This window comes from Nonomuraea sp. NPDC050790, from assembly GCF_044456745.1.
In the GTDB taxonomy this organism is placed as follows: Bacteria; Actinomycetota; Actinomycetes; order Streptosporangiales; family Streptosporangiaceae; genus Nonomuraea.
On sequence record NZ_JBITGF010000012.1, the window covers coordinates 61,263 to 83,225 of the forward strand.

At 70.2% G+C, this 21,963-nt stretch carries 21 protein-coding genes; 9 read left to right on the top strand and 12 right to left on the bottom strand.

Annotated features, from left to right (window positions below; all coding sequences use genetic code 11):
• Nucleotides 1-155 precede the first annotated feature (155 nt).
• On the top strand, nucleotides 156-359 hold the full coding sequence (locus tag ACIBEJ_RS44185; protein ID WP_397188962.1) for a hypothetical protein: 204 nt from the start codon (nucleotides 156-158) through the stop codon (nucleotides 357-359).
• A 49-nt stretch (nucleotides 360-408) separates the two neighbouring features.
• Here ACIBEJ_RS44185 and ACIBEJ_RS44190 read toward each other — a convergent pair whose 3' ends face one another.
• The 4 genes from ACIBEJ_RS44190 to ACIBEJ_RS44205 all read right to left on the bottom strand — a co-directional run bounded on the left by ACIBEJ_RS44190 (nucleotide 409) and on the right by ACIBEJ_RS44205 (nucleotide 2,933).
• Nucleotides 409-699, bottom strand: coding sequence for an MTH1187 family thiamine-binding protein (locus tag ACIBEJ_RS44190; protein WP_397188963.1), 291 nt, complete (start codon nucleotides 697-699; stop codon nucleotides 409-411).
• 127 nt (nucleotides 700-826) lie between these two features.
• Nucleotides 827-1,147, bottom strand: coding sequence for a hypothetical protein (locus tag ACIBEJ_RS44195; RefSeq protein ID WP_397188964.1), 321 nt, complete (start codon nucleotides 1,145-1,147; stop codon nucleotides 827-829).
• A 17-nt stretch (nucleotides 1,148-1,164) separates the two neighbouring features.
• Nucleotides 1,165-1,785 (bottom strand): response regulator, encoded by a 621-nt coding sequence (locus ACIBEJ_RS44200; protein WP_397188965.1) that lies wholly within the window; start codon nucleotides 1,783-1,785, stop codon nucleotides 1,165-1,167.
• Nucleotides 1,782-2,933 carry a sensor histidine kinase gene (locus tag ACIBEJ_RS44205; protein WP_397188966.1) on the bottom strand — a complete coding sequence of 384 codons (1,152 nt, stop codon included), beginning with the start codon at nucleotides 2,931-2,933 and terminating at the stop codon, nucleotides 1,782-1,784. The genes ACIBEJ_RS44200 and ACIBEJ_RS44205 overlap by 4 nt, the downstream gene beginning before the upstream one ends.
• 128 nt (nucleotides 2,934-3,061) lie before the next feature.
• Here ACIBEJ_RS44205 and ACIBEJ_RS44210 point away from each other — a divergent pair, with 128 nt between their 5' ends.
• A complete protein-coding gene (locus tag ACIBEJ_RS44210) occupies nucleotides 3,062-3,487 on the top strand; it encodes a DoxX family protein (RefSeq protein ID WP_397188967.1) in 426 nt (141 codons plus the stop codon).
• Here the strand turns inward: ACIBEJ_RS44210 and ACIBEJ_RS44215 are convergent.
• The 5 genes from ACIBEJ_RS44215 to ACIBEJ_RS44235 all read right to left on the bottom strand — a co-directional run bounded on the left by ACIBEJ_RS44215 (nucleotide 3,484) and on the right by ACIBEJ_RS44235 (nucleotide 9,103).
• Nucleotides 3,484-4,161 (bottom strand): uracil-DNA glycosylase, encoded by a 678-nt coding sequence (locus ACIBEJ_RS44215; protein WP_397188968.1) that lies wholly within the window; start codon nucleotides 4,159-4,161, stop codon nucleotides 3,484-3,486. The genes ACIBEJ_RS44210 and ACIBEJ_RS44215 overlap by 4 nt on opposite strands.
• A 111-nt stretch (nucleotides 4,162-4,272) precedes the next feature.
• The gene (locus ACIBEJ_RS44220; protein WP_397188969.1) at nucleotides 4,273-5,172 is read right to left on the bottom strand and encodes a carbohydrate ABC transporter permease; all 900 of its coding nucleotides are present in this window, start codon (nucleotides 5,170-5,172) and stop codon (nucleotides 4,273-4,275) included.
• Nucleotides 5,172-6,536 (bottom strand): ABC transporter permease subunit, encoded by a 1,365-nt coding sequence (locus ACIBEJ_RS44225; RefSeq protein WP_397188970.1) that lies wholly within the window; start codon nucleotides 6,534-6,536, stop codon nucleotides 5,172-5,174. The genes ACIBEJ_RS44220 and ACIBEJ_RS44225 overlap by 1 nt, the downstream gene beginning before the upstream one ends.
• Before the next feature lie 12 nt (nucleotides 6,537-6,548).
• Entirely contained in the window at nucleotides 6,549-7,868 is a 1,320-nt protein-coding gene (locus ACIBEJ_RS44230) for an ABC transporter substrate-binding protein (protein WP_397188971.1), read from the bottom strand.
• Between the two features lie 8 nt (nucleotides 7,869-7,876).
• Entirely contained in the window at nucleotides 7,877-9,103 is a 1,227-nt protein-coding gene (locus tag ACIBEJ_RS44235) for an ABC transporter substrate-binding protein (protein ID WP_397189194.1), read from the bottom strand.
• 138 nt (nucleotides 9,104-9,241) lie between these two features.
• Here ACIBEJ_RS44235 and ACIBEJ_RS44240 point away from each other — a divergent pair, with 138 nt between their 5' ends.
• The 3 genes from ACIBEJ_RS44240 to ACIBEJ_RS44250 are packed head-to-tail and all read left to right on the top strand — an operon-like array spanning nucleotide 9,242 to nucleotide 12,737.
• Nucleotides 9,242-9,748 (top strand): PadR family transcriptional regulator, encoded by a 507-nt coding sequence (locus ACIBEJ_RS44240; RefSeq protein ID WP_397188972.1) that lies wholly within the window; start codon nucleotides 9,242-9,244, stop codon nucleotides 9,746-9,748.
• Entirely contained in the window at nucleotides 9,745-10,470 is a 726-nt protein-coding gene (locus ACIBEJ_RS44245; RefSeq protein WP_397188973.1) for an ABC transporter ATP-binding protein, read from the top strand. The genes ACIBEJ_RS44240 and ACIBEJ_RS44245 overlap by 4 nt, the downstream gene beginning before the upstream one ends.
• Nucleotides 10,467-12,737, top strand: a complete 2,271-nt coding sequence (locus tag ACIBEJ_RS44250; protein WP_397188974.1) for an ABC transporter permease — start codon at nucleotides 10,467-10,469, stop codon at nucleotides 12,735-12,737. Before ACIBEJ_RS44245 ends, ACIBEJ_RS44250 begins: the two co-directional genes overlap by 4 nt.
• Nucleotides 12,738-12,740: 3 nt before the next feature.
• Here ACIBEJ_RS44250 and ACIBEJ_RS44255 read toward each other — a convergent pair whose 3' ends face one another.
• The 3 genes from ACIBEJ_RS44255 to ACIBEJ_RS44265 all read right to left on the bottom strand — a co-directional run bounded on the left by ACIBEJ_RS44255 (nucleotide 12,741) and on the right by ACIBEJ_RS44265 (nucleotide 16,552).
• Nucleotides 12,741-12,926 (bottom strand): hypothetical protein, encoded by a 186-nt coding sequence (locus ACIBEJ_RS44255; protein WP_397188975.1) that lies wholly within the window; start codon nucleotides 12,924-12,926, stop codon nucleotides 12,741-12,743.
• Nucleotides 12,927-12,956: 30 nt separating this feature from the next.
• Entirely contained in the window at nucleotides 12,957-14,648 is a 1,692-nt protein-coding gene (treS, locus tag ACIBEJ_RS44260; RefSeq protein ID WP_397188976.1) for a maltose alpha-D-glucosyltransferase, read from the bottom strand.
• A gap of 260 nt (nucleotides 14,649-14,908) precedes the next feature.
• Nucleotides 14,909-16,552, bottom strand: a complete 1,644-nt coding sequence (locus ACIBEJ_RS44265; RefSeq protein ID WP_397188977.1) for an asparagine synthetase B family protein — start codon at nucleotides 16,550-16,552, stop codon at nucleotides 14,909-14,911.
• A 110-nt stretch (nucleotides 16,553-16,662) separates the two neighbouring features.
• On the opposite strand from ACIBEJ_RS44265, the gene ACIBEJ_RS44270 reads away from it, so the two are divergent.
• The 4 genes from ACIBEJ_RS44270 to ACIBEJ_RS44285 all read left to right on the top strand — a co-directional run bounded on the left by ACIBEJ_RS44270 (nucleotide 16,663) and on the right by ACIBEJ_RS44285 (nucleotide 21,953).
• Nucleotides 16,663-18,501, top strand: coding sequence for a hypothetical protein (locus ACIBEJ_RS44270; RefSeq protein ID WP_397188978.1), 1,839 nt, complete (start codon nucleotides 16,663-16,665; stop codon nucleotides 18,499-18,501).
• Nucleotides 18,502-18,538: 37 nt separating this feature from the next.
• The gene (locus ACIBEJ_RS44275; RefSeq protein ID WP_397189195.1) at nucleotides 18,539-19,177 is read left to right on the top strand and encodes an anticodon-binding protein; all 639 of its coding nucleotides are present in this window, start codon (nucleotides 18,539-18,541) and stop codon (nucleotides 19,175-19,177) included.
• 116 nt (nucleotides 19,178-19,293) lie between these two features.
• Entirely contained in the window at nucleotides 19,294-20,676 is a 1,383-nt protein-coding gene (lysA, locus tag ACIBEJ_RS44280) for a diaminopimelate decarboxylase (RefSeq protein ID WP_397188979.1), read from the top strand.
• Entirely contained in the window at nucleotides 20,673-21,953 is a 1,281-nt protein-coding gene (locus tag ACIBEJ_RS44285) for a homoserine dehydrogenase (protein WP_397188980.1), read from the top strand. Before lysA ends, ACIBEJ_RS44285 begins: the two co-directional genes overlap by 4 nt.
• Nucleotides 21,954-21,963 lie beyond the last annotated feature (10 nt).

Sequence of the window (21,963 nt, forward strand, 5' to 3'; positions counted from 1 at the left end):
TCTGCGGCACCCCGTTCTGTGGGACACCCGGCTGGTTGAGGCCCGGTTGGGTCGTCCCGGTCTGGGGTGATCCCGGTGGGGTGGTGCCCTGCGGCAGCCCTGTGTCGTTCGGCACTGGCGCGCCCGTGAAGGTGTCGTTCGGTAGCGGCGCACCTGTGAAGGTGTCGCCTGGCGGCGCCGACGTGGGGGAGAGCTCCAGGGGCGTGGTGGGGAGCGTGTCCGCCGGAATGGTCGGGCTGATGCTGGTCGTGGCCGTGAACACCTGGACGAGCGCCAGTACCGCGCTCGCCGTGAACGCCAACGCCAAGGCTCCGATGACGATCGGAACCGCCAGGGGAGTCCGCATTCGCGATTTCTAGCACGCTCAGCGCAGGGAGAAAACCCCGGACACCCCGATTTGTGCGTGGTTCAGGTCAGGTGGCGTTCGAGGGAGTCCAGCTTGCTGGTCATCCCGTCGGTGACGCCCTCGCGGATGTCGGCCTTCAGCACCACGCTGACCCGGGGCGCGACTTCCTTCACCGCGTCGACGGCCTGCTTGACGACCGCCATCACCTCGTCCCACTCACCCTCGATCGTGGTGAACATGGCGTCGGTGCGGTTGGGGAGCCCGCTGTCCCGTACCACCTTGACCGCACGGGCCACCGGCTCCGCGACGCCCTCGCCCACTCCCAGCGGCGTGATGGAAAATGCCACGATCACCGACAGACCTCCCATGGACTCGGCCCTTCCCGATCCTACGAACGCCCCATCCGCCCGAAAGCACCGGGTCGACGTTCAGGGTGGAACGGCGGGGAGCCGCCGGTCTGGGGCGGCTCCCCGATGGTGCTCAGTGCTCGTGGTCGTGCTCTTCCTCGTCCTCACTGGGCCCGTCCGACGGCTCCACACCAAGAACGGCCTCCCGCGGCTCGACCTCGTCGATGTGGTTGACCAGCGACAGCACATGGTCAGGCTCGATCAGCCACTGCAGCGCGGTGGCCCCGGTCTCGTCGGCGTTGACCAGTTCGGCCTGCTCCTTGCGCTCCTCGTCCGTGAGGTCGGCGTCCTCATGGCGGATCTCGCTCAGCGCCGCGGCCTGCAGCGCGTCAACGTCGAGCACCTCCACGGTCAGCTCGACCGTGAGACGCAGGAACTTACCTTCATCACTCATGGAGCAGACTCTACGGGTTACAGCCGGATCAGGCGCCGCTCCACGGCGCAGCGCACGGCCGCGGTTCTGCTGTCGACCCCCAGCTTGTCGTAGACGTGGGCGAGATGGGTCTTCACGGTGGCCTCGCTGATGAACATGGCCTTGCTGATCTCCCGGTTGGACCGCCCGGCCGCGAGGAGTTCGAGGATCTCGATCTCCCGCTGGCTGAGCGCGAGCTGGGGGCTGCGGAAGCGCTGGGCCAGCCGGGAGGCCACGGGCGGCGACAGGGCGGTCTCGCCGCCGGCCGCGGTGCGCAGGGCGGCGAACAGTTCCTCCGGCGGCGACTCCTTCAGCAGGTAGCCGACGGCCCCGGCTTCGAGGGCGCGCAGGATGTCGGCGTCGGAGTCGTACGTGGTGAGCACCACGACCTTGGGCGCCCCGGACAGGGCGGCGATCTGCTTGGTCGCCTCCAGGCCGTCGATGCCCTCGCCCATCTGGAGGTCCATCAGGACGAGGTCGGGGGCGAGGTAAGCGCACTGCCGTACCGCCTCCTCTCCGTCGGCGGCCTCGCCGACGACGTTGAAATCCTCCTGTGCGGCGAGCATGGCGGCCAGGCCCGCCCGGACCACGGGGTGGTCGTCGACCAGCAGGATCCTCATGCGAACACCTTCACCGCGACGACGGTGCCCTCTCCCGGCACGCTGTCCACCGTGGCCGTGCCGCCCAGCGACTCGGCGCGCTGGCGGATGGTCTTGAGGCCGTAGCCGCGGCCGCGTCCGGCGTTGGGACGGGCGGGGTCGAAGCCGATGCCGTCGTCCATGACGTCGAGGGTGACGGTGTCGGGCAGGTAGGTGAGCGTGACCACGATGGTGCCGGCGCGGGCGTGCTGGGCGGCGTTGGCAAGGGCGCCCTGGGCGATGCGCAGGAGTTCGCCCTCCACTCCGGGGTCGAGCTTGCGCGGCGTGCCCTCCACGCGCACCTTGACGCCGTCGGCGATCTTGCGGATCGCCTCGGGCAGGGAGCGCTCGTCGAGGGCCGGCGGGGCGAGGTCGTGGACGAAGCGCCTGGCTTCGGCGAGGTTCTCGCGGGCGGCCACCGCGGCCTGGCGCACGTGGGCGCGGGCCTTGCCGTTGTCGGCGTCCCACTCCTGGTCGGCGGCGTTGAGCAGCATGTGCATGCTGGACAGGCCCTGGGCGAGCGTGTCGTGGATCTCGCGCGAGAGCCGTACCCGCTCCTGGAGGACGCCGGCGGCGCGCTCGGACTCCGCGAGCGCGTCCCTGGCCCGCATGAGGTCGTCGATGAGCTCCTGGCGGCGGACGTTCTCGTTGTGGAGGCGCCGGTAGTTGAACATGCTCATCATGGCGATCGCGATCGGCGCGATGAGCGGGGCGGGGTCCCAGTTGGTGCGCGCGTGGAACTCGCCGACGACCGCGGCGACCGCCGCGAGATACCCCACCACGGGTACGGCCAGCCGCATCGGCAACACGATCAGCACCAGGAAGAACAGCGGGATGGCCGACCAGCTGAAACACGGCGTGGTGAGCGTGAGTGGCGTCCAGGCGGCGATCATGGTGCCGAGCCAGGCGAACTGCTGGCGTCCCGGCTTGGCCCACGCCACGCCCCCGGCATAAAGGGAACAGAAAGCCGCCACCGCGACGAGCCGGATCACGTCGAGCTGCGACAGGCCGCCGCCGTAGGACAACATCCGGACGGTGCAGGCCGCCATCGTGAGGTAAAAGCCCAGGTGGACGACTCGGGGGAAGCCGTCCTCGAAGGTCATCGGCTGCCGCAGGGAAAGCACGCTCATCCCTTCTTGGTACCAGGATCGCGAGATGCCCGGACCATCCTTTCGGATGATCGGAGACCACCCATGCGCCCGACCCGCGCTCCCGCCTGGAACGGAAGGCTTGAGCCACACCGGAAAGGAGACTTCACATGATCGACCAGATTCGGCCGTTCTCCCTGCTGATCGGACGCGTGGTGCTCGGGGCCGTCTTCCTCGTGCACGGCCTGCAGAAGTTCACCGGCGAGGGGATCGCCGGCGTGACCGGGTTCTTCGCATCGCTGGGCGTCCCGCTGCCCGGTGTGGCCGCGCCCGTGGTCGCGGTACTGGAAGTGGGGGGCGGCATCGCGCTCATCCTGGGCGCGGCCCTGCCGATCGTCGGAACCCTGCTGGCCGTCGACATGCTCGGCGCCATCGTCCTGGTCCACTTCAAGAACGGCTTCTCCGTCGCCGAGGGCGGCTACGAGTTCGTGCTCGCGCTGGCCGCGTTCAGCCTCGTGATCGCCTTCAGCGAGGGCGGCGCGCTGGCCGTCGACAACATCTGGCGGCGCAGGCGCGCCCTCGCCGTGGTCCGCTAGGGCAGCTTCCACTCCACGGGCGCCGCGCCCTGCTGGACGAGCAGCTCGTTGGCGCGGCTGAACGGCCGCGAGCCGAAGAAGCCGCTGCGCGCCGAGAGCGGGGACGGGTGCGCGGACTCGATCCGCGGCACGTCGCCCAGCATCGGCGCCAGGTTTCGGGCGTCGCGGCCCCACAGAATGGCCACCATCGGCTTGCCGCGCGCGACCAGCGCGCGGATGGCCTGCTCGGTGACCTCCTCCCAGCCCTTGCCGCGGTGGGAGGCGGGCTTGCCCGGCATGACGGTCAGGACCCTGTTGAGCAGGAGCACACCCTGCTCGGCCCACGGCGTGAGGTCGCCGTTGGCGGGCCTGGGCAGGCCGAGGTCGCTCTCCATCTCCTTGTAGATGTTGAGGAGACTGCCCGGCAGCGGGCGTACGTCGGCCGCGACCGAGAAGGACAGCCCGATGGGGTGGCCCGGCGTGGGATAGGGGTCCTGCCCCACGATCAGCACCTTGACCTCGTCGAAGGGCTGATTGAAGGCGCGCAGCACGTGCGCGCCCGAGGGGAGGTACTGCCGGCCTTCCGCGATCTCCTTGCGGAGGAACTCACCCATGGTGGAGATGCGCTCGGAAACGGGCTCGAGCGCCGCGGCCCAACCGGCTTCGACGACTTCGTTCAGGGGACGACCTGCCATGGCCGTTGAGCCTATCCAGCTCTGGTACGGCTTGCGCCGCAAACGCGGGCACAAGCGGTACCAAAACGATCACACACCTGGGATCCGGGTGACCCGGATCCCAGGGGAGCCCTACTTGACCGAACCCGCCATCATGCCCTGCACGAAGTAGCGCTGGAAGGCGAAGAAGAGGATCAAGGGGATGATCAGCGACAGGAAGGCGCCGGACGACAGGATGTCGATGTTGTTCCCGAACTGCCGCATCTGCGACTGCAGCGCCTTGGTCATCGGCTGAGACTCGGGGTTGGCGAAGACCAGGGCGATGAGCATGTCGTTCCAGACCCAGAGGAACTGGAAGATGCCCAGCGAGGCGATCGCCGGCTTGCCGAGGGGGAAGACGATGCTGACGAAGATCTTCCACTCCGGCGCCCCGTCCATCCGCGCCGCCTCCAGCAACGACGCCGGGATGCCGACGAAGAAGTTGCGCAGCAGGAAGATCGCGAACGGCAGGCCGAAGGCCACGTGGAACAGCACCACGCTCGGGATCGAGCCGAACATCCCGGTGCTGCCGTAGAACGAGGCGATCGGGATGAGCGCGATCTGGATCGGCACGATGAGCAGGCCGACGACGATGAGGAACAGCAGGTCGCGCCCCGGGAACTCCATCCACGCGAAGGCGTAGGCGGCCATGGCCGCGATGCCGATGACCAGGATGGTGGTCGGCACCGTGATGGCGATGGTGTTCCAGAACGACGCGGTGAACCCGGTGGCCAGCAGGTTGGTGTAGTTGGCCAGCGTGAGCTCCGCGGGCTTGGTGAAGATCGTCCACCAGCCCTCCGCGTTGTTGACCGCGACGGAGCGCATCGACACGACCAGCAGGCCGAGCGTCGGGACCAGCCAGAACAGGCCGATCAGGATCATCACGACCTGGACGGCGCCGCCGCCCACCTTGTCCACGCCCCGGCTGAGCAGCCCGCGCTTGGGGGCGCCCGCTTCGACACGCCGCTCGGCGGTGGCGGTGGCCGTGGCCATCAGCGCTCCTCCCTTCTGAACCTGCGGACATTCATGATCATGAAGGGGAGGACCAGCACCAGCAGGAAGACCGCCAGCGCACTGCCCAGGCCCTGGTTGTTGCCGCCGCCGAACGACACGCGCCACATCTCCAGCGCGATCACGTTCGACTGTGGCTGCACCGAGGCCGGCGCGATGATGAAGACCAGGTCGAACACCTTCAAGGTATTGATGATCATCGTCACGAAGACGACCAGCAGCACCGGGGACAGGAGCGGGATGGTGATCCTGCGGAACACCTGCCACTCCGTGGCTCCGTCGATGCGTGCGGCCTCCAGGGCGTCGCGCGGGATGGCGGCGAGTCCGGCCGAGATGAGGACCATCGCGAACCCGGCCCAGACCCAGACGAACGCGCCGATGATCGCGGGGGTGATGAGCGCCTCGCCGAGCCAGTTCAGGCCGCGGTAGGGGGCGGTGAAGTTGGTCTGCGGGAGCCGTACCTCATAGGAGCCGGCGGCCAGCCCGTCGAAACGGAAGGTGCCGTTGTCGGCGGTGGTGGTCGTCGCGGCGACCTGGCCGTCCTTGACCGCCTCGACGGTCATGCCGGGCAGGCCCTTCTCCTGGGGGTCGACCGCGCCGCTCTTGCCCCCGCCGCCGGGGGTGAAGTCGAACCAGACGGTTCCCGACAGGCCGCCCGGTGGCGGCGTGGCCAGTGCGGGCGCCGCGTTGGAGGGCATCGTGTTGGCCTTGATGCCGACCAGCGGGATGAGCACCGGCTGGCCCGCCTGCGCGGGCTGCTTGGTGGCGACCCCGCCGTCCTTGGCCGCGACCGGGGAGACGTCGCCCTCGCGGGGACGCGCGTCCGGGTAGCCCTGGCTGGAGGAGAACGTGTCGTGCACGGTGGTGAGCACCGCGTTGGCCAGGCCCTTGTCGGGGTCCTGCTCGTAGACCAGGCGGAAGATGACGCCGGCGGCCATCAGCGAGACCGCCATCGGCATGAAGACGATCAGCTTGAACGCCGTGGACCACTTGATGCGCTCGGTCAGCACCGCGAAGAGCAGGCCGAGCACGGTGACCAGGATCGGCGCGACGATCACCCAGATCAGGTTGTTCCTGATGGTGACCAGCGTGCCGCGGTCGGTGAAGATCGTGGTGAAGTTCTCCAGGCCGACGAACACGCCGCCCGTGGCGTCGAAGAGACTGCGGAAGATCGAGTAGACGATCGGGTAGACCACCCAGATTCCCAGCAGGATCGCCGCCGGCAGCAAGAAGACGATGGCGATCGTGGGGGGAGGGCCGAGGCGGTATTTCTTGGGGGTGTCAGCCCGTGAGGAGGCGGCCCCGTCCTTCGACGGGGCCTTCGGGCCGTCCAACCGTTCGGTCACGGCCTAACCTCTCTACTTCCAGGCCTTCTTGGCTTCGTCTTCGAGCTTCGCCTGCGCGCCCTTGATGTCGGCGGGGTTGCGCAGGAAGTCCTGCAGGACCTTCCACTCGCCCTTGCCGTCGGTGGCGCCGAAGGCGCTGGGGGCCAGGTCGGACATGTCGTAGCGGACCGCGTCACCGGCGGAGACGATCGTCTGGCCGAGCTGCTTGGTCAGCTCGTCCGGGTAGTTGTCGGGGGAGACGTTCTTGTTGGGCGACAGGTAGCCGGGCAGCTTGGCCCAGATCTCGCCGCCTTCCTTGGAGGCCAGGAACTCCAGCAGCGCCATCGCGCCGGGGGCGTCCTTCAGCGCGACCGCGATGTCGCCGCCGAGCACGACCGGGCTGGTCTCGCCGACCTTGGGGAAGGGGAAGGTCTTGGCGCCCTCGCCGACCTTCTCGCCGGACTGGGCGACCGGGGTGGCCACGAAGTCCGCCTCGATGATCATGGCGGCCTTCTTCTGGTCGTAGACCTTGGTGACGCAGTCGGGGAACTGCGTCTGCAGCGCGCCGGAGTTGCCGTCGAGGACGAACTCCTTCTTGCTCATGATCTGCGCCATCTTCTCCAGCGCGGTGCCGACGGAGGCGTCGGTCCACGGGATCTCGTGCTTGGAGAGCTTGTCGTAGTTCTCCGGGCCGGCGCTGCTGAGGTAGACATTCTCGAACAGGTCGGTCAGGGTCCAGCCGGAGGCGCCGCAGAAGGAGAAGGGCGCGGTGCCGGAGTCGGCGATGGTCTGCGCGGCCTTGACCAGCTCGTCCCAGTTGGTGGGCGGCTGCACGCCGGCCTCCTCGAAGGTGGCCGTTCGGTACCAGACCAGCGACTTGTGCGCGGCCTTCACCATCACGCCGTACACCTGGCCGTCCGCGGAGCCGAGCTCCTTCCAGTACGGGGTGTAGTTCGTGTCGATCTGGCTGATGACCTCGGGCGTGAGGGGCTTGAGCGACTTGTCGTCGGCGTACTGCTGGACCAGGCCGGGCTGGGGCAGGATCGCGATGTCGGGCGGGCTGCCGCCCTTGATGCGCGGGCCGAGGTACGCGCCGGTGTCCTCACCGGTGGAGGCGTAGGTCACCTCGGCGCCGGTCTTGTCGGAGAACGCCTTCAGCACCTGGCGGAACGACTTCTCCTCGTCGCCGGTCCACTTGGCGGCGACCTCGATCTTCTGGCCCTGGAGGGTCTTGGCGCCGCCGGAGGTCGCGGCGCCCGTCGTGGCGGGCTGCGTGGGGGTGGTCGTCGGCGCGTTGCCGCAGGCTGCGGCCGCGACCGCGAGCCCGGCCAGAACGATGGCTGTCTTTCGCATGTCTTGCCTCACTGAGTCGACAATGACTCCGTCAGATCCGCCTTCAACGAGTCCACGACCGCGTCGCTCGGCTCGGGGAACGGCGGGCTGAGCGCCTTGGCGACCGTACTGGCGATCACCAGGCTCAGCTGGTTGTAGTTGGCGCTGACCGGCCGCGGCTTGGCGGCCATGATGCTCTCTTTGAGCACCGGGAGATAAGGGAACTGCTTGATCAGCTCGGGGTCGTCGTAGAGCTCGGTCCACACCGGCGGGAACGAGCCTTCCGACAGGACCCGGCGCTGGGTCTCCATGCTGGTGAAGTAGTGGATGAAGTCGCGTGCGGTCTTCGGATGCCTGGAGTATGCGCTCACGGCCAGGTTCTGGCCGCCGAGTGCGCTGGTGCCCGGTCCGTTCTGGCCGGGCAGCCTGGTGACCGCGAACCGGTCGCCGAGCTTGGCCTTGGCCGAGCCGTAGGCGTGCGGCCAGTTGCGGGAGAAGGCCAGGTCGCCGTTCTCGAAGGCGAGCCGGGACTCCTCTTCCTTGTACGACAGCGCGTCGTCCGGGATCCAGCCCTCGCGCAGTCCTTGGGCGAGGAAGCCGAGAGCGGCCTTGGCCTTGGCGCTGTCGAGCGTCACCTCCTGGCCGTCGGTGCTGAGGATCTGCCCACCCACGGCTTCGGAGAAGTTCACGGTCAGCCCCTCGTACGCGAGGAACTGCCCGGCATAGCCACCAATATTGTGTTTTTTCGTAACATCAATCGCTCGCCGCCGGAGGTCCGCCCAGGTCTTGGGCGGCTTTTTCACCAGGTCAGAGCGGTAAAACAACAAGCCCGCATTGCTCGTGTACGGCACTGCCCAGAGCTTGCCGTTGTACACCGCTGTGTCCACGACCGGCGGCAGGAACTTGTCGAGCGGGAAGGCCCCGCGCTCCAAGGGGATGATCCAGCCGTTGTCCGCGAACTCCGCGGTCCACACGACGTCCAGCACGAGCACGTCATACCTGTCGCTGCGCGCCTGAAGGTTGGAGACCATCTGGGCACGCTGTTCGTCCGCCGCTTCTGGCAGCTCGATCAGCGTCACCTTCTCGGCCGGGTGGGCCTGGTTCCAGCGATCCAGCAGTGGCTGCAAGTAGGTCGTGCCCTCGCGCCCGACGGCGAAGGTGATCGGGCCGATCCCGCCCGTCTCCGGCTCGCCGCCGCCGTCGTCGCCGGACGCGGCGCATCCTGCCGTCAGCAGAGCGGCAAGCAGCACCGGCATCAAACGACGCACGTTGTTACCTCCACGTTTCTAGGATTACATACGTGTTAGGTAGATGCATTCATGTTATGCACACCTGTAATCTGATGGTCAACGGTTATCTCCGTAACGCATGCGTAACGTACGGGAGGTGGGGCGGTGCGGCTGCACCTGCTGGCGCTCCTGGCCAAGGAGCCTGCCCATGGGTATGAGCTCAAACAGGCCCTGGAGCTGACCTTCGGCAGCGCTTACCCCTCTCCCAACATCGGCCAGATCTACGTGACACTCGGCCGGCTGGAGAAGGACGGGCTGGTCAGGGCCGTCGACGTCGAGCAGTCCAACCGGCCCAACAAAAAGGTCTACTACCTGACCGCCGAGGGCCGCGAGGCCCTCACCCAGTGGGTGGACGAGCCCACCGAGGGCCCGCGGGTGCGCGACGAGTTCTTCATGAAGCTCGTGCTCGCGCCGCTCACCGGGGTCTCCGACCAGATGGCGCTGATCAGCCGCCAGCGCCGGCACTACCTCGCGCTCATGCGCGACCTCAACGACCTCCTGGAGCGTACGGACCCGGCCAACCGGGTCGCTACGCTGCTGATCGAGGGAGCCATGCTGCACCTGCAGGCCGACCTCGACTGGCTGCAGCGCTGCCAGGAGGACCTGATATGACCCTTTTGAAGACCGTCAACCTCGTCAAGATCTACTCCGACGGCGGCGTGCCCGTGCCCGCCGTACGCGGCGTCGACCTGCAGGTGGACGAGGGCGAGTTCGTCGTCATCATGGGCCCGTCCGGGTCGGGGAAGTCGACGCTCGTGCACATGCTGGGCGGGCTCGACACCCGTACCAGCGGCGAGGTCTGGCTCGGCGGCAAGCGCGTGGACACGCTGTCGGAGTCGGCGTGGGCGGTGCTGCGGCGGCGCCAGATCGGCTTCGTCTTCCAGTTCTTCAACCTGGTCGCCAGCATGACCGTCGCCGACAACGTCGAACTGCCCGCCCTGCTGGCCGGAGCCACGCCCGGCGAGGCCCGCGAGCGCAGGGAGGTGCTGCTCGGCGCCCTCAACCTCACCGAACGCGCCGACGCCGCCCCCGCCCAGCTCTCCGGCGGCGAGCAGCAGCGGGTCGCGCTGGCCAGAGCACTGGCCAACCAGCCCACGGTCCTGCTGGCCGACGAGCCCACGGGCAACCTCGACAGCCGCAACACCCGCGACGTGCTGCGCCTGCTCGGACAGGTGCACAAGGACGGCCAGACCATCGTCATGGTCACCCACGACGCCCGCGTCGCCAGCCTCGCCGACCGCGTGGTGTCCCTGCTCGACGGCGAGATCGTCGACGACGGCCGCATCGCCCGGCGCCGCAAGGGCAACGCCGGGGAGGTCATCGAGCTCAGGTGAGCATTTACCGAGCGGGCAGCCGGTGGGTCAGGGCGGACCTGCGGGCCAGGCGCGGGCAGGCCGTGCTGACCGTCCTGGCCGTCGCCGGGATCGTCGCCGCGCTGATCACCGCCGCGACCCTGCTGGAAGAGGGCACCAACCCCTGGCGCAGCCTGTTCTCCCAGACCGACGGCGCCCATGTGTGGATCCACACGCAGCAGGTGCCCCAGGCGGTCAAGCTGCGCGAGATCGACGGGGTCACGCAGGTGGCCGGGCCGTACCGCTCGGCGGCCGTGAGCGTCGTGCAGGACGGCAAGAAGGAGCCCGCGGCGCTGCGCGCGCTGCCCGCCACCGCGCCCGAGGTGGCGCACCCCGTCGTGGCCGAGGGCCGCTGGCTCGACCAGGGCCAGCTCGACGGCGTGGTGGTCGAGCGCTCGTTCGCGCGCGAGCTGGGGCTGCGGCTCGGCGCGCCGGTCACCGTGACCGCGCTCAGCGGCGCCCGCCACACCCTGTACGTGCGCGGCATCGCCGACACCGCCGAGCAGGGCTTCTACCCCGAGTGGACACCCGGCCTGGCCTGGGTGCTGCCCGACCTGCTCGACCGCATCGAGCCCGCCCTGGGGCGCAGCGAGTACGTCACCGGCCTGCGCCTGGCCGACCCCGAGGCCACCCAGGTCGTCTCCCAGCGGGTCGTGGTCATGCTGGAGGACAAACTCCAGCGCGTCTACACCTGGCGGCAGGTCAGGGCCGCCATGGAGCTCGACAACCGGCTCCTGGGCACGCTGCTGGCGCTGTTCGGCGTGGTCGGGCTGGTCGCCGCCGCGCTGGCCCTCGCCAACGCCGCCGGCGGCAGGGTGCTCGGCCAGTTGCGCGACCTGGCCACGCTGAAGTCGATGGGGTTTACCCGGGCGCAGGTCGCCGGCGTGCTCGTCGTCGAGCACGGGGCGCTCGGCCTGGTCGGCATCGCCCTCGGCACCGTGGTGGGCATGGCGGTGATCGCCGTCCTGCTCGGCCCCTCGGCGATCGCCCCGGTGCCGGTGCTGCTCATCGTCGCCGGCGCCGCCCTGCTCGTGCTGGCCGCCGTCGGCCTGCCCGCCTGGCGGGGCGGGCGCACCCCGCCGATCCCCGCCGCCCCCTCCGCGCCGCCGCGTGGCCGCCTTTCGCGCCTGGCCCGCCTCGCCCTCCTGGTACGGCTGCCGCCCGCCCTCGTCCTCGGCGCCCGCGACGCGTTCAGCCGCCGCGTGCCGGCGTTCATGACGGTGTTCGGCCTGGCCGTTCCCATGATGATGATCACCATCGGCCTGGGCGTGTGGTCCACCCTCGACAACTTCCAGCGCAACCCGGCCCAGGTGGGCCAGCACGCCGCCCTCCACGTCCGCCCCGGCAAGCTGGAGTCGGCCTCGGCCGAGCGCCTGGCCAAGGCCGACCGCGGCGTGGCCACCGTCTACCAGGGCGCCGACGTCAACGCGCTGGCGCCCGGCCAGGCCAGGTCCGTGCGGGTGCGGGCGATCGGCAACTCGGCGGAGCCGTACCCCTTCCCGGTGGTGGAGGGGCGCATGTACGCCCAGCCGGGCGAGGCCGTCGCCGGGCAGGGGCTGCTCGACCTGCTGCGGGCCAAGATCGGCGACCGGGTGCGGCTGACCGTCGGCGACTCGCCGCTGATCGTCCGCATCGTCGGCAGGACCGTGGAACCCGACCTGGACGGCGAGGTGCTCTCGGTCGGCCTGGACAGCCTCGAAGCCAAGGACACGGTGCCGCCGGAGTTCTACGCGCTGGTGCTGAAGGACGGCGCCGACCCGGGCGAGGTGCGCACGCGGCTGCTGGCCGCCTCCAGCGAGGGGCTCGACGTGCAGCGCGTGGTGAACCCGGCCGAGCGGCTGACCGTCATCCGGGTGCTGATCGTGGCGCTCATCCTGGTGCTGTCGCTGATCGGGCTGGCCAACCTGCTGACCGCCAGCGCACTCGGGCTGCGCGACCACGCGCTCGACCTGGCGGTGCTGAAGGCGATGGGGCTGACGCCGCGCCAGCTCATGGCCACGCTGGTGACCGGGACCGGGCTGCTGGTGATCCTGGGGGTGCTGGCGGGGACCGCCGTGGGCGCCTCGGTGGTGACCGGCCTGATCGACCTTCAGGGTCACACCAGCGGGGTGGGCGCCGGGATCGGCCACCCGCCCTCGGTCACGACGATGGTGGTGGCGGTGCTGGTGGCGGTGGGGGCGGCGCTGGCGGTGGCGCTGATCCCCGCCAGACGGGCGGCACGGGCCCAGGTACCCGTAACCGCCCGCTAGGCGTCACCTTCCGCCAAGTTCCTCATCCACCTCGGCCTGAGTCACCTGCTCAAGCCCGAGATGGTCGAGGATGCGATCAACGCCGAGCTCCGTCTTGACCGAGGAACGCCGTAGGTCGTACTGCGTTTCCTCAAGCGAGCTCACTCGTATCTCGGGAGCATCGACACGCGATGCCGTGTCCGTTGTCATGTCACAGAGGGTATCCGAACGGCGACGGGCTCACAGGTGTTTCAGCGCGAACCAGTAGAAGCCGTGGCCCGGCAGCGTGAGCAGGTAGGGCAGCTCGCCGATCTGCGGGAACGGGACCCCGCCCCGCGCCTCCACCGGCGTCATCCCCTTGAAGCGCCGCAGGTCCAGCTCGACCGGCTGCGGGAACCTCGACAGGTTGTTGACGCACAGCATGAGGTCGTCGCCCTCCTCGCGCACGAACGTCAGCACGCTGGAGTTGGACGACCACATCTCCGTGTACGCGCCGGTGCCGAAGACCGGATGGTTGCGCCGGATCTGCAGCATGCGGCGGGTGAAGTGCAGCAGCGAGCCCTCGTGCTTCTGCTGTGCCTCGACGTTGACCGCCTGGAAGCCGTAGATCGGGTCCATGACCGCGGGCAGGTAGAGCCGCCCGGGGTCGGCGGTGGAGAAGCCGGCGTTGCGGTCCGGGCTCCACTGCATCGGGGTGCGGACCGAGTCGCGGTCCTCCAGCCAGATGTTGTCGCCCATGCCGATCTCGTCGCCGTAGTACATGACGGGCGAGCCGGGCAGCGACAGCAGCAGGGCGTGGAAGAGCTCGATCATGTCGCGGTTGTTGTCGAGCAGGGGCGCCAGGCGCCGCCGGATGCCGAGGTAGGCGCGCATGCGCGGGTCCTTGGCGTACTCGGAGTGCATGTAGTCGCGCTCTTCCTCGGTCACCGTCTCAAGCGTGAGCTCGTCGTGGTTGCGCAGGAAGATGCCCCACTGGGCGTGGTCGGGCAGCTTGGGGGTCCGCGACATGATCTCGGAGATCGGCTCGCGGGCCTCCTTCTTGACCGCCATGTAGATGCGCGGCATCAGCGGGAAGTGGAAGGCCATGTGGCATTCGTCACCGCCGGTGGTGGGGTCGCCGAAGTACTCCACGACGTCCTCGGGCCAGCCGTTGGCCTCGGCCAGCAGGACGCGGTCGGGGTAGAGGCGGTCCACCTCGGCGCGCACCTTCTTCAGGTACGCGTGCGTCTCCGGCAGGCCGGAGCACCCGGTGCCCTCCCTCTCGAACAGGTACGGCACCGCGTCCAGCCGGAAGCCGTCGATGCCGAGGTCCAGCCAGAAGCGCAGGACCTCCAGCATCGCCTCCTGCACCGCCGGGTTGTCGTAGTTGAGGTCCGGCTGGTGGTGGAAGAAGCGGTGCCAGTAGTACTGCTTGCGCACCGGGTCGTAGGTCCAGTTGGACTCCTCGGCGCCGATGAAGATGATCGGCGCGTCGGGGTAGCCGCTGGGCTCGTCCGACCAGACGTAGAAGTCGCCGAAAGGGCCCTCGGGATCGTGCCGGGAGGCCTGGAACCACGGGTGGCGGTCACTGGTGTGGTTCATCACCAGGTCGGTGATGATGCGGAGCCCACGGGCGTGCGCCGACTCGATGAGCTGGACGAAGTCCCCGAGGTCCCCGAAGTCCGGAAGGATCTTCATGTAGTCGGAGATGTCGTAGCCGCCGTCGCGCAGCGGCGACTCGTACAACGGCAGCAGCCAGAGACAGTCGACGCCGAGCCACTGCACGTAGTCGAGCTTCTCGACCAGGCCGCGCAGATCGCCGGTGCCGTCGCCGTTGGAGTCCTTGAAACCCCGGACGAGGACCTCATAGAAAACAGCCCGCTTGTACCAGTGCGGGTCCTCCGAGACGAACGTCTCGGACACCTGCTCAGGTGTTGGGGATGCGTTGATCATGTGTCGCTCACAGAAGGAGATGTGGGCAGGACGAAGTCACCGGTTACCCCGGCGTTTTGTGGTGACCGCGCCGCCTGGAGTCGTCATCCCTGCGAACCCCATGCCCTGAGCGAGCCCGGATTTGTGACCCGGTGCCCGCTTGTTCGCGGCGCTTACGGGCCGAACACTACCAGCCCGTCGGCCTTCCGGAACCCGCTTGTGCTGTGCCGCATGTAATACCCACGAGATCGCGGTGTAATCGCCTCGTTACTTAGCGTTCTCTAGAACGGGGCTTCCAGTTCACCCGCGTCGTGCCCGAAATCGCGCAGCCACGCGCCGAACAGCACCAGGCCACGCACCCAGAACCGGTCGTTCCAGCCGTTGAACCGCGTCAGCGCGTCGGGCCCGCCGCCGATCACCTCGTGCAGTTCCTCCGAGAGCAGAGCGGGCACCCGCTCGGCCACCGTGGCCAGCATCCGGTGCGAGTACTCGCGCGCCGGCGCCGCCGTCGAGCGCAGCGGCACCCGCCGCAGCGGCTGCTTGACCACGTTCGTGGACGGCAGCGCCGCCACGCGCGGGCTCGCCGCGTGCAGCAGCTCGCGGTAGAAGCGCCCCTTGTCCTTGCGGGCCACGCCCACCGACAGCGCCGCGTCGAAGAAGTCCGGGTGGATGAACGGCGCCGCGAACGAGGCCTCCGGCCCCACCAGGTTCACCGCCGAACGGGCGATGCCTCGCACCGTCCTGGTGTGCAGCACCGACAGCGGCAGCTCCGCCCGGTGCCCGTGGAGCATCGAGGTCGACTCGGCGAACTGCTCGCCCACGGTCTGCGCCATCCAGGCCGCCGCCGCCTCCGACAGGAACGGCCGCGAGGGCGCGCCCAGGGACAGCGAGCTGAGCACCGCCGCCGAGCGCTCCGCCTGCGAGGTGGCCTCCAGCGCCGCCCCGCTGACCATGAAGTTCTTCAGCAGCGGCCCGCCGGCCAGGCCGTCCACCAGGATGCGGCCCGCGCCGTGCACCTCCTTGGCGAACGGCGCGTACCAGGCGTGGTGCGGCGTCAGGAACTCCAGCCTGCGCGCCACGTCCAGGGCGTCGGCCGGATAGGCGGCGGGGTCCTGCGTGACCACGCGGTGCGGGATGCCGAGCTCGCGGGTGATCGCCTTGGCGAAGGCGATGTCGGTGTCGGTGCCGTCGTCGGGGCTGGTCGTCCAGGACTCCACGTCGAACCCGCGCGCCACGGCGACGCTTGCCAGCAGCCGCGAGTCGTAGCCGCCGCTGACCGGGACCAGCAGCCGCCGGCCCTCGTAGTCCTTGTAGACCTCGTGCAGGATCTCCAGGATCTCGTCCGCGCTGGTCCACGCCTCGTACGGCTCGCGCCGCAGCCAGCGCGGCAGCCGCCGCTCGGTGGCCAGCCGCTCGCCCGTGAACACCAGCGCGCTGGAGCCCGGCAGCCGCTTGATCCGCCGGTACGGCGTGGCCTCCCCGAGCGGGAAGGTCACCTGGAGGATCGAGGCCCACGCGTCCCAGTCGAGCTCGACCGGGACCAGCGAGAGCAGGGGGGCGATCAGGGAGGAGAAGTAGACGGCGTCGCCGAGCCGTACGTAATAGAGGTCGACCAGCCCGAGCGCGCCGGCGTGCAGCGTGACCCGCTCGCCCGCACCGACGAGACCCGGCGTCTCGTAGGTCTCGGCGACCGACATCCACGTGTCCTTGCCGGGCGGCTTGCGCTCGCCCCAGGAGAAGGCGAACTCGCCCTCGGCGCGGTGGTAGGGCGGCAGCGGCGCGGTGCTGAACAGCGCCGCGTGGGCGGTCTGGAGCGCGGGGCGGCAGCGCGGGCCGGCGGCGGCCAGCTTCGCCGCGACGGCGGGATCGATCCGGCCGAGGGCTCCGCAGACGTAGGGCCGCACATTGAACTGCACCGGATCCATCCCTTCCTGCCGCTTACCGGTTGAAGGGTATCCTTTGGCCTCGTGAGCGAGCGCAGCGAGCGAGCCAATCGATCCGGCCACATTGTCGTTGGCCTGCTGGAGGACGGCCGATGACGGAGCTGGAAAGCACGCGCAAGGCGCTGCGGGACGCGGTCGCCCAGGCCGAGCACGCGGCCGAGCTCGCGCGGCTGCTGGACACGGCCCAGGCCAAGCTCGCCGCCGCCGAGGAGAGCGCCCAGGAGGCCAGGACCCTGGCCGCGCGGGTGGCCGAGCTGGAGGACCGGCTCGACGACGAGCGCGCCGACGGGGAGAAGCTGCGCAAGGAACTGGCCGAGCAGCGCTACCAGGCCGAGGTGGCGCAGTGGAAGCTGTCCTCGATCAAGGTCGCCCGCTGGAACCGGCTCGGTGACGCGCTGAAGTCCGGCAAGTCCAACCCGGTGCGCCTGGCCAAGGGCATCAAGGGCGCCGCCAAGCCCGCTCCCCGCCCGGTCGCGCCCAAGCGCAAGCCGGTCGCCGCCGAGCAGAAGGCCGACCGTCCCGGCGCCGCCTTCCAGGCCACGGCCGCGACCAGGACGATAGAGGGCGCCTCGTTCCGGCTGAAGCCGTTCAGGATCCCGACCGGCCCCAACACGCGCCCCCACCTGACCGCCGCCGTCATCGCCGACCCGCACGCCGAGGCCCTGCTGCGCTACGAGTGGCGGCAGACGACCGGATTCACCCCGCGCGACTTCGCCAGGGTGCTGCCGCTCGAGGTGCCCCACCTGCTCGTGTTCGAGTCGGTCACCGAGGGCCCGTGGGCCGAGGAGATCGCCGGCGAGCCCGGCGAGGGCCTGCGCGCGCTGCTCGACTGGTGCGCGGAGCGCGGCATCCGCACGGTCTTCTGGCACACCCAGGGCGACCCGTCCGGCTACGCCGCCGCCGCGGCGCTGTTCGAGCACCGCTTCAGCGTCGATTCGGCCAGCGGCTGGCCCAGGCTGGCGTTCGGCGTGCAGCCGAGGGTGCACAACCCGCTGCCGCTGTCGGGCGGCCGGGTCGACCGGGTGCTCACGCTGGAGCAGTTGCTGCCGCCGCACCTGTCGTACCCAGACGTGCTGACCTCCTACCGCTGGCCGGCCGCGGTGGACGTGCCGCCGGGCACGCCGCCGTGGCGGCTGTCGGAGATCGCCGCCTGCGGCACCTCGATCGGCCCCGAGCCCGACTCCCGCCGCGCGCACGCCGCGCTGCGCCGCGCCTACGCGGGCGGCACGATGACCGAGCGGGTCGACGAGCTGCTGGAGCGCGTCGGCCTGCCCAGCGCCCGCGCGACGCTGAACGTCTCGGTGATCCTGCCGGTCACCGACTCCTCGCTGCTGGAGCACGCGCTCGCCCAGGTCGCCAGGCAGAGCGGGGTCACGCAGCTCATCCTGTTCGGGCCGCCGGGAGCGGGGGAGCGCGCCCGCGACGTGATCAAGGACGCCGAGGTGGTCTTCCGCGACCTCGACCCGGCCCTGTCCACGGGCGGCATGCTCAACCACGGGCTCGACCTGTGCGAGTCCGACCTGGTCGCGGTCATGGACCCGCGCGACGTCTACGGCACGCACTACCTGTCCGACCTCAGCCGCGCCTTCCTGTTCTGCACCGCGGACATCGTGGGTAAGGCCGCCTTCTACGCCCACCTGCGCAACGCGCAGGCGACGCTGCTGAAGCAGCCCGACGCCGAGTACACCTACACGCCCGAGATCGCCGGAGCCACCCTGCTCGCCCGCCGCAACGCGCTGCGCGAACTCGGCTTCCCCGACCTGACCGAGGGCTGGGACGAGGTGCTCATGCGCCAGTGCCGCACGGACGGGGTGAAGGTCTTCTCCGCCGACCGCTTCGGCTACGTGCGGGTGCGCGAGGAGGACCGCTGGCTCCTGGGCGCCGCCCAGCTCATCGAGTACGGCTCCGCCGAACCCCACGCCCTCATCTGATGACCCCCGGGCAGCTCATCTCCGGGCAGCTCGCGTGATGATCTCCGGGGAACGCGGCGTGATGACCCCCGGGCGGCTGGCGGAGCTTCTGGGTGAGCCGCCCGCGCCCGAGGGCGACTGGGCGGCGGAGGCCGTCTACCTGTCGGCCGCCGCGCTGCGCCGCCGGATCGACCCGGTGGAGCTGGCCGCGACCGTGCCCGGGGCGACGGCGCTGCCGAACGGGCTGCTGCGGATCGTGCTGCCCGAGCCCGCCGGCGTGCTGGCCGAGGTGTTCCCCGTGCCCGACCAGGGGTGGCCACAGACGCCGCTGACCTGGGACAACCCCGGCTTCGTGGTGCGCTACGCACGCGCCAGGGCGGTGGCGGTCGTCCGTGCGGCCCCCGCCCTGGAAGTGCGCCACGAGCCCGTGGGGTCCGACGGTTTTGATCCTGCCGGGCTGTCAGGGGCGCGCGACCGTGCGGTGTTGCGCGTGCTGGCCGAGCTGCCGGGTCGCCGGGTCAGCGCGGAGCCGGGATGGGCGGCCTTTCTGGTACGGCTCGCGCTGGCCTACCACGACGCCTATGAACAGGCGGCCCCGCTCCCCAAGGGGGATGAACCGGCCTCCCCGGTGCACGCGGCCCGGGTAAGGCTGGCGCTGGCTGTACAGGAAGTCCTTCCTGGGCCCGACAGAATCTGAAATTTCGCGCCATAGGGCGCGAAAACGTGTAAAAACTCTACAATTTCCTGCTCAGCGCGTCTCGACAGGTGGGCACGGTGTCCAGCGCGATCCCGCGTTCCGATAGCCTCCTTTGGGTGAGTCGATTCGCCCATCCCGCAGGGGACCGGCACGCCGAGATGCTGCCCCACGAGCGCCCGCCGCTGGCGCCCGCCGACCTCAACCGGATCAATCCCGCGATCTGGCCGCGAACGTCGAGCAGGACCGAGGGCGCGCTCACGGTCGGCGGCATCGACGTGCGGGATCTCGCCGCCGAGCACGGCACGCCGCTCTACGTCCTGGACGAGGCCGACGTGCGCTCGCGCATGCGCGACTACGCCACCGCCTTCGCCGGCTCCGAGGTGCACTACGCCGGGAAGGCGTTCCTGTGCAAGGAGATCGTCCGGTGGCTGCGCGATGAAGGGCTCGGCCTCGACGTGGCCAGCGGCGGCGAGCTGGCCGTCGCGCTGAGCGTCGGATTCCCGCCCGAGCGCATCACGCTCCACGGCAACAACAAGTCCGTCGCCGAGCTGACCAGGGCCCTGGAGGTCGGCGTCGGCCACATCGTGGTCGACTCCTACGAGGAGATCGCCCGGGTCGGCTACCTCGCCGCCGAGCTGGGCAAGCGCCCCAAGGTCATGATCAGGGTGACGACCGGCGTCGAGGCGCACACCCACGAGTTCATCGCGACCGCGCACGACGACCAGAAGTTCGGCCTGTCGCTCAACACCGGCGCCGCCGCCGAGGCGGTCCGCCGCATCCTCGCGCTGCCCCAGCTCGAACTCGTCGGCCTGCACTCCCACATCGGCTCGCAGATCGTCGACACCGCCGGCTTCGAGGTGGCCGCCCGCCGCCTGGCCGACCTGCTCGTGCGGATCAAGGACGAGCACGGCGTCGTGCTGCCCGAGCTCGACCTCGGCGGCGGCTACGGCATCGCCTACGTCGAGGGCGACGAGGCCCCCGACATCAAGGAACTGGCCGACGGCCTGCGCGAGATCGTCGCCAAGGTCTGCACCGCCGCCGGGTTGCCGGTGCCCACGCTCACGGTCGAGCCCGGCCGCACGATCGTCGGACCCGGCGGCATCACCCTCTACGAGGTCGGCACCGTCAAGGACGTCGAGGGCATCCGCACCTACGTCAGCATCGACGGCGGCATGAGCGACAACGTGCGCACCGCGCTCTACGGCGCCGAGTACACCGCGGTGCTGGCCAACCGCGAGAGCGGCGCCGCGCCCATGCTCAGCCGCCTGGTCGGCAAGCACTGCGAGAGCGGCGACATCGTGATCAGGGACTTCTACCTCCCGGCCGACCTCGCGCCGGGCGACCTCATCGCGGTGGCCGCCACCGGCGCCTACTGCCGCTCGCTGGCCAGCAACTACAACTATCTGCCCAGGCCCGCCGTGGTCGCCGTCGCCGACGGGGCCTCCCGGGTGATCGTGCGGGGCGAGACCGAGGACGATCTGCTGAGGGGGCAACTGTGAAGGTCGCGCTGCTGGGTTGCGGCGTCGTCGGCTCGCAGGTCATCAGGCTCATGCGCGAGCAGGCCGACGACCTGGCCGCCCGGATCGGGGCGCCGCTGGAGCTGGCGGGCGTCGCCGTACGCAGGCTGGGGCGTAAACGGGAGGTCGACGTCGACCCCGCGCTGCTCACCACCGACGCCGAGGCCCTCGTCACCCGCGACGACGTGGACGTCGTCGTCGAGGTCATCGGCGGCATCGAGCCCGCGCGCTCGCTGATCGTGGCGGCCCTGTCCAAGGGCAAGTCGGTCGTGACCGCGAACAAGGCGCTGCTGGCCGAGGACGGCGCCACCCTCCACGAGGCGGCCCGCGCCGGCGGCGGCGACCTCTACTTCGAGGCCAGCGTGGCGGGCGCGATCCCGCTGCTGCGGCCGCTGCGCGAGTCGCTGGCCGGCGACCACGTCAACCGGGTGCTCGGCATCGTCAACGGCACCACCAACTACATCCTCGACAAGATGGACTCCACGGGCGCCTCGTTCAACGACGCGCTGGAGGAGGCGCAGGCGCTCGGCTACGCGGAGGCCGACCCGACCGCCGACGTCGAGGGCTTCGACGCCGCCGCCAAGGCGGCCATCCTCGCCGGGCTGGCCTTCCACAGCAGGGTGACCGCCGAGCAGGTGCACCGCGAGGGCATCACGGAGATCACCGCCACCGACGTCGCCTCCGCCAAGGCCATGGGGTACGTCATCAAGCTCCTGGCCATCTGCGCCCGTTCCGACGACGGCCAGAGCGTCGGCGTGCGCGTCCACCCGGCGATGATCCCGCGCACCCACCCGCTGGCCGGCGTGCGCGAGGCGTACAACGCGGTGTTCGTCGAGGCGGAGTCGGCCGGGCAGCTCATGTTCTACGGCGCCGGCGCCGGCGGGGCGCCCACGGCCTCCGCGGTCCTGGGCGACCTGGTGGCCGTGGCCAGAAACCGGCTGGCGGGGGCGCGCGGGCCGGAGGAGTCCACGTACGCCTCGCTGAGCGTGCACCCCATGGGCGAGACCGTGACCCGCTGCCACGTGGCGCTCGACGTGGCCGACAAGCCCGGCGTGCTGGCCAGGGTGGCGGAGGAGTTCGCCCGCCACGACGTCTCGATCCAGACGGTCCGCCAGGAGGGGCACGGCGACGACGCCCAGCTCGTGATCGTCAGCCACCGCGCCACCGACGCCGCGCTCACCGCCACGATGGAGGGGCTGCGCAAGCTCGACATCGTCCGCGCGGTGGCCAGCGTGATGCGCGTGGAGGGCGACGAGTAGCCGCCCTTCC